Source organism: Microcoleus sp. K5-D4, from assembly GCF_036704575.1.
GTDB lineage: Bacteria > Cyanobacteriota > Cyanobacteriia > Cyanobacteriales > Microcoleaceae > Microcoleus.
Genome location: NZ_JAUBSD010000085.1, coordinates 26,121 through 34,482, shown reverse-complemented (window position 1 = coordinate 34,482; position 8,362 = coordinate 26,121). Strand labels below are relative to the sequence as shown.

Here is an 8,362-nt window from a genome sequence, read left to right as displayed (position 1 = left end):
GCCTATCTTTTTTTACCACAAGTTGGCTCAATCCTTACTAGCTATGGGTTTTGGGTGGGTTGTCACCCCCCCAGGTATTTATCTGTCTGTAGAGCGCATTAATGGCTCAATGCGAATTCGGGCAATTTCGGCTCAGATGAACCATCGGGCACTACCTTAACCTGACCGTTTTCATCCACATCAACGATCGCCTTTTGGCCATCTTTCAGCTTCCCAGACAGCATTTCCTCAGCTAGTACATCTTCCAACAACCGCATGATTGCGCGGCGCAAAGGTCGAGCACCGTAGCTGGGATTGTAGCCTTCTGTAACTAACAAGTCCTTGAACCGTTCTGTCACCGACAAAGTAATACCCTGTTCGGTTAAGCGGCTGAAGACTTGCTGCAACATAATGTCCGCAATCTGCTTCACTTCTTCTCTGTTCAACTGGCGGAAGACGATAATCTCATCCAAGCGGTTGATAAATTCGGGACGGAAAAACTGTTTCAGTTCTTCGTTTACCAGGCTGCGAACGCGGTTGTACTGACCGTCTGCGGCACTTTCAGCAAACTCGAAACCGAGACCGCCGCCGCCTTTTTCAATCACTCGCGAACCGATGTTTGAGGTCATGATCAGCAGTGTATTCTTAAAGTCTACTGTCCGACCTTTAGCATCCGTCAAGCGGCCGTCTTCCAAGATTTGCAGCATCATGTTGAAGACATCCGGGTGAGCTTTTTCGATTTCGTCGAACAAGATGACCGTGTAAGGACGGCGCCGGACTGCTTCTGTTAGTTGGCCGCCTTCGTCGTAGCCGACGTAACCGGGAGGCGAACCGATGAGTTTGGAAACCGTGTGGCGTTCCATGAATTCGGACATATCTAACCGAATCATGGCTTCTTCGGAACCGAAGAAATAAGTGGCCAATGCTTTTGTAAGTTCCGTTTTGCCGACGCCTGTGGGGCCGGAAAAGATGAAACTGGCGATCGGGCGATTGGGATTTTTCAAGCCTACCCGCGCGCGACGGATAGCCCTAGAAACTGCGCTGACAGCTTCTTCTTGACCGATCAAGCGCTGGTGCAAAGTATCTTCCATGTGCAGCAGCAATTCCGATTCGGATTCTGTCAGCTTGCTGACCGGTACTCCCGTCCAATTAGCCACGATGTGGGCGATGTCTTCTTCGGTGACGATGGGAGAAGTTTTGAGCTGACTTTTATTGATCGTAGCTTCTGCGATTTCGGCTTCAATTTCTAATTCACGATCGCGCAATTTTCCAGCTTTGTCGAAGTCTTGCTCGCGTACTGCTGCATCTTTTTCTTTTGTTACTGCCGGCAGTTGCTTTTTGAGCTCTTTAACTTCAGGCGGGGTTTGTGAATTCATCACGCGGACGCGGGAACCTGCTTCGTCAATTAAGTCGATCGCCTTGTCTGGCAAAAACCGATCGTTAATGTATCTGTCTGACAGTGTAGCCGCTGCTTCTAAAGCTGCGTCGGAAATTGTCAGTCTGTGATGCTGTTCGTAAGCCGATCGCAACCCGTACAATATTTCTATTGTTTCAGCCACGCTCGGTTCGCCGACTTTGATCGGTTGGAAGCGGCGTTCTAAGGCAGCGTCGCGCTCGATGTGCTTGCGATATTCGTCCAAGGTAGTGGCGCCGACACACTGCAATTCGCCTCTAGCAAGGGCGGGTTTGAGCATATTGGAGGCGTCCATGCTGCCTTGAATTGCGCCTGCACCGACTAAGGTGTGAATTTCATCGATGACCAGAATGATGTTGCCGGCAGCGCGAATTTCGGCCATGATTTTCGTTAGCCGTTCTTCAAATTCGCCTCGGAACTTTGTACCAGCAATCAGCGAACCCATATCGAGGCTGATTACTTGTTTGTCTTCTAAAATTTCCGGGACGTTTCTATTAACAATCCGCTGGGCTAAGCCTTCGGCGAGGGCTGTTTTGCCGACCCCTGGTTCGCCTACTAATACTGGATTGTTCTTCGTGCGGCGGCCGAGCACTTGGATCACGCGCTCGATTTCATTTTCGCGGCCCACTACGGGGTCGAGTTTACCTGCTGCGGCTAACTTGGTCAGGTTTGTGCCAAATTCTTCTAAAGTCGGGATTTTGCGATCGCCGCTATCTCCCCTACCTCCGGGTACTGCCGCGACTTCTCCCACGGCACGAATTACCTGCGTGCGGACTCTCTGGCGATCAATCCCCAAGTTTTGCAGCACCTTCGCCGCCACCCCTTCATCGTCCTGAATCAGCCCCAGCAGGATGTGTTCGGTGCCGATGTAATTGTGGCCTAACTGCCGCGCTTCGTTCAGCGCCGTCTCAAAAATGCGCTTGACGCGGGGCGTAAAAGGAATTTCCGGCGGGAGGAACCCGGAACCTCTACCGATGATATTTTCGATTTCATTGCGCGCCTCTTTCAAGTTGAGGCCCATATCCAGTAATACTTTTGCAGCGATGCCAGTGCCTTCGCCGACGAGACCCAGAAGAATTTGCTCGGTGCCTACAAAATTGTGACCGAGGCGTCGCGCTTCCTCTTGGGCTAGCATGATTGCTTTAATGGCTTGTTCTGTAAAGCGTTCAAACATATTTTTTCTATCCTACTGTCTGGGCGAGGGCTGTATCGCTGCTGGTGAGGAGCGATTTGGAACACTACACAAATTATAGATGTAAATTTTTGTGTATTTCCTTCTCTAACAATGTATCTTGCTAAAGGGGTAGGGACAGTGGGGAGACCCGAATAGTAGGGGTGTGGTTGCCGTCCGCTGTCGATCGGATATTAATTGAGAATAATAGTAGCAAAATGGCTTGATTGCCTGAATACTATCATTTTATGTAGAAATTATATTCTTGTCCGAGTAAATAAAGCTTGATTTTTCTTTGCCTAAGTACATAGTTGAATTAAGCATATAACAGTTGCCCTGTCAAGACTTTTGAAGGTTGAGAGTGGTCGTGCCGTCAGCCAACAGCCAACAGTCAACAGCGAACAGCGAGTAGAATCAGATATATTTTCAACTCTGAGGAGAACTCCATGCAATTTCTCTCGCAATACCAAATCCACTCCACTCTCCACGAAGGTATCGAAACGATTATTTATCGAGGAAAAATCCCCACCCACCAGGATACAACCGTACTCAAAATCCTGAAAGCTGAATATCCCACCCTCGATGCAATTACCCGGATCAAGCACGAGTATCGCATTCGCCAACATTTAGACCATCCGGGCCTAATTAAAGTCATTAGCCTAGAAACCTTTGATAACCGTCTCGGCTTGCTTTTAGAAGACTTTAATGGCGAATCTATCGATCGCCTCATGTCCAGACAAAAGCTCGAAGTCATCACCTGTTTGAGGTTTGGTATCCAACTCATAAAAACCTTAGAATATCTACACCTTCAAAAAATTATTCACAAAGATATTAAGCCGAGCAATATCATCATCAACAGCCAAACAGGAATTATTAAACTGACTGATTTCGGGATTGCTTCACGATTGTCCAAAGAAACTCCCCAAATTAATAATCTTAACTCGATAGTCGGTACTTTTGCTTATATGTCTCCCGAACAAACGGGGAGAATGAACCGCACCCTAGACTACCGCACCGACTTTTATTCTCTCGGAATCACTTTATATGAAATGCTGACAGGTCAATTGCCATTTATGAGCAATGACCCTTTAGAAATTGTTTACAGTCACATAGCTTCTCAAGCAATTTTACCGCATCAAATTAATTCAGACATTCCACCATCAATTTCACAAATTGTGATGAAATTGATGGAAAAAAATGCCGAAAATAGATATCAAACAGCAGGCGGATTATTAGCAGATTTAGAAATTTGTTTGCATCAGTTAGAAACTACAGGCAAGATAGTAGATTTTACCCCCGGAAACTTAGATATATTGAGTCAGTTGTTGATTCCTCAAAAATTGTACGGTCGGGAAACACAAGTCAGCGAACTATTGGCAGCATTTGAACGTGTAGCTAATCCTTGCGAGGAAAATTCTTCCCCTTCCCAAATTGAACTGATCCTAGTGTCGGGTTATGCAGGCATAGGCAAATCTGCTGTAGTTAGCGAAATTCAAAAACCCATCACCAGACAGCGGGGCTATTTTATTTCAGGTAAATTTGACCAATTCAAGCGGAATATACCTTACGCATCTTTAATTCAAGCTTTTCAATCTTTGATCCAGCAGTTACTTGCCGAAAATAGCAAAAAATTACAAGATTGGCAACATCAACTTTTAGCCGCACTAGGCGATGCCGGACAAGTAATTATTGACGTGATTCCCGAACTAGAATTGGTAATTGGCAAACAGCCTGCCGTTGCGGAACTTGCCCCCACAGAAGCACAAAACCGCTTTAACAGGCTATTCAAAGAATTTATCCACGTATTCGCGCAAAAAGAGCATCCATTAGTTATATTTATCGATGACTTGCAGTGGTCAGATTCAGCGACATTGAAATTAATGGAATTGCTAGCGACTGACCCAGATAGCAAATATTTACTATTTATTGGAGCCTATCGAGACCATGAAGTTAGCTCTACACATCCTTTAATGCAAACATTAGAGTACCTTCAAAAAACGGGTATTATTATCAACAATTTAGTGCTGGAACCTCTTTCTTTAGCCCAGGTTACTGAGTTAATTTCGGAGACATTGAATGAATCAGACAGAATTCAATCTTTAGCGGAGTTAATTTGGAATAAGACTGGTGGGAATCCTTTTTTCTTGACGCAATTGCTCAACACTCTTTATCAAGAAAAACTTTTGAGATTTGACTTTTCCCGGCAGCAGTCTCCCGGAAGCAGAGGGGAGTGGCAGTGGAACATGGAGGAGATTCACGCTATTGGCATCACAGATAAGAGTGTAGTTGAACTGGTAGCCAGTCGGATTCAACAATTGCCAGAGACTACACAACAAATTTTGAAATTGGCGGCTTGTGTTGGCGACAAATTCACTTTAGATGTTCTATCTACTGTCAACGCAAAATCTCCATCCGTCACGGCGACTGAACTCTGGGATGCTTTGCAAGCAGGGTTAATACTTCCTTTGAATGAGAGTTACCTCATTCCTTTATTTTTAGATGGAGAAGGAGGAGCTAATTTAACTTTCGATTCTTCGCGAATCAGCTATAAATTTTTGCACGATCGCGTCCAGCAAGCTGCATATTCGCTGATTCCTGATGATGAAAAGAAAGTCACTCATCTTAGCATCGGTAAATTGCTGTTTGAAAATACGCCCGCCGATAAAGTAGAAGAGAAAATTTTTGATATTATCAACCAGTTGAATGTAGGAATTGATTGTCTGCTCCTGCAATCAGAAAAAGATGAATTAGCCCGATTAAATTTAATTGCTGGACATAAGGCAAAAGTAGCTAATGCTTACGAACCCGCGGTTAAGTATTTGAATGCGGGAATGTCGTTATTAGCACCTGATAGCTGGGATCGCAACTATAGCATGACGCTGCGCTTGTATGTAGAGACGCTAGAAGCGGAATATTTAAACACCAACTTTGAGCAAGCAGAAGTTTTGGCAGAAGTGGTTTTGCGATCGGCTAAAAACCAGCTTGACATAGTGAAAGTGTATCAGCTCAAGATCCTATTTTATCAGGCTCAAAGCCAGATGCTAAAAGCTGTTGAAACAGGTTTAGAAGTGCTGGAAATGCTGGGACTCAACCTATTAGACAACGAAACCATTGCAGTGCCAAAATTGCCGCGAATTGAGGAATTAGAAAACCTGCCAGTTATGACAGATCCATATCTACTGGCAGCTATGGAAATCCTGACAGCCCTCTATCCTCCTGCTTATATTGCCAAACCTGAAATTGTGTCCTCCCTCGTCTTGACTATGGTCAATCTTTGTATCGATCATGGTCATTCAGCATTAGCTACTTTTCCCTATACTCTTTATGGAATGATTCTGTGCGGGACAGCAGGCGACATCGAAGCTGGCTACTACGCTGGATTAATTGCTTTAAAACTGCTAGAACAATTTAATGCTAGCCAACAGAAAGCTAAGGTTTATGTAATGTTTAATGCTCATATCAGAATCTGGAAAGAGTCTACGAAAAATACACTTGCTTCCTTTCTAGAAGGAATGAAAGTTGGTGTCGAGACGGGGGATGTAGAATGGGCAATTTATAATTGTAAGCACTATATTACCAATTTATTTTTGGTGGGAGAACCGCTAGAATATGTCGAAGATAAACAAACCGTTTATATGGAGTTTTTGCAAAAAAATAAACACGAATTTGCCATAGGTTATGCTCAAATTTGGCAAATAATTGCTTCAAGCTTAAGAAGCCAAACAGCAGAGCAAGTACGGTTAGGTAGCTTCAGGTTGGATGAACCTGCTGTGATGTCCCGTTGGCAGAAAGAAAATAATCGAATGTCGCTGTTTGCAGCTTATGTTGCTAAATTGATGCTGCTTTATTTATTGAAAGATGATGCTGGGGCTGTTGCCAGCGGTAAATTAGCTGCAGAATACGCAGATGGGGCGATCGGCTTAATCACTGTTGGGGTACACAATTTCTACTATTCGCTGGCCCTCCTCGCTCACTATCCTGAAAGTGACAATCAAGAAGCATACCTAGCTATTGTTAACTCTAATCAGCAAATTATGAAAAAGTGGGCCTGCCATGCACCCATGAATTATCAGCACAAGTATGAGTTAGTTGAAGCTGAGAAAGCTCGACTTTTCAGCGATAAACTTGCAGCCATGGATTATTATGACTTAGCTATTAAAGGAGCGGCTGCTAACGGTTACATCCAAGAAGAAGCATTAGCTTATGAATTAGCTGGAGAGTTTTATCAATCTTTGGATAAAGAGATAATTGCTCGATCTTATCTGACAAAAGCTTATTATGCCTACATCCGCTGGGGAGCTATAGCAAAAGTTAAATACTTAGAATCCCGTTATCCTTATTTAGTCGATCGCAATCAAGGAGCAATATCTAAGAATGTTGATATCATGACTGCTACCACTACTGTTGACAATAGCTTGATGCTGGATTTACCAACTGTTGTCAAAGCATCTCAAGCTGTTTCGAGCGAAATTATCCTCAGCCGTTTGCTAGAGAAACTTGTACAGCTTGTAAAGGAAAACGCAGGCGCTCAAAAAGTATTATTTCTTGCCAAGACAGGTAATCAATTATTTATAGAAGCTGGACTTACAGGTCAGTTTAATGATGTAACCCTGTTACAATCTCTCCCGATTGCCGAATCCGAGATGCTCCCACTTTCATTGATTAACTATGTAGAAAGAACCCAAAAATACTTGGTTTTAGATGATGCTACCCGATCCGATCAATTCCAATTTGACCCTTATATTGTGGCAAATCAACCCCTATCTATCCTGGTATTGCCAATTATCCATCAAGGCAACCTTACAGGAATTTTTTACTTAGAAAACAATTTAACAAAAGGTGCTTTTACTAGCGACAGGTTAGAAATTTTGGGAATCCTGTCTGCACAAGCAGCTATTTCTCTAGAAAATGCTCGTTTTTATAATATTCTGGAAACGCGAGTAGCCCAAAGAACTGAGAATTTGCATACTGCACTGGAAGAACTTCGCCACACTCAAGTGCAGCTAATTCAAAGTGAAAAAATGTCCAGTTTAGGTCAAGTGGTCGGGGGAATTGCTCACGAAATTAATAACCCGATTAACTTTATTTATGGAAATTTATATTACACCAACGAATACGCTGAGAACTTACTAAATCTACTACGTTTATACCAAAATAATTACCCAAATCCCGTACCACAAATAGTAAATGAAATAGAGCAAATAGATTTAGATTTTTTAATGAATGATTTCACTAAAATGATAGATTCAATGAGAGTGGGCGCTGCGAGGGTTCGCGATATTGTGCTGTCGCTGCGAAACTTTTCTCGGTTAGATGAATCTGATAGAAAATGGGTTAATATTCACGAAGGTATCGACAGCACGTTGATGATTTTGGAACACAAATTAATTGATATTCAAGTGATCAAGGAGTACGACAATTTGCCTTTAGTGAACTGCTATCCTGGAGAAATTAATCAGGTATTTATGAATGTCCTGACCAATGCGATTGATGCTTTTTCTCGCGAAAGAGGGAGTGAAGTTGACTCGAAACAGACTCCGACAATTCAGATTTGCACTGAAGTCGCGGAAGGAAATCAAATAGCGATTCGCATTGTTGATAATGGTGTGGGGATGAATTCGGAGGTGCTGGGTAAATTATTCGATCCGTTTTTTACTACTAAACCGATAGGTAAGGGGACTGGTTTGGGATTGTCTATCAGTTATCAAATTGTGGTAGAACAACATGGAGGAAAGTTAATTTGCAAGTCGGAACCTGGAGAGGGCACCGAGTTTACTATACTGCTGCCGTATTGATCA

2 protein-coding genes are annotated in these 8,362 nt (G+C 43.4%); one reads left to right on the top strand and one right to left on the bottom strand.

What is annotated here, in order from left to right; genetic code table 11:
• Positions 1–98: 98 nt before the first annotated feature.
• Positions 99–2,567: an ATP-dependent Clp protease ATP-binding subunit gene (locus tag QUA77_RS22695; protein WP_333037761.1), complete on the bottom strand. Its 2,469-nt coding sequence runs from the start codon at positions 2,565–2,567 to the stop codon at positions 99–101.
• A gap of 443 nt (positions 2,568–3,010) precedes the next feature.
• On the opposite strand from QUA77_RS22695, the gene QUA77_RS22690 reads away from it, so the two are divergent.
• Positions 3,011–8,359 (top strand): AAA family ATPase, encoded by a 5,349-nt coding sequence (locus QUA77_RS22690; RefSeq protein ID WP_333452647.1) that lies wholly within the window; start codon positions 3,011–3,013, stop codon positions 8,357–8,359.
• Positions 8,360–8,362 lie beyond the last annotated feature (3 nt).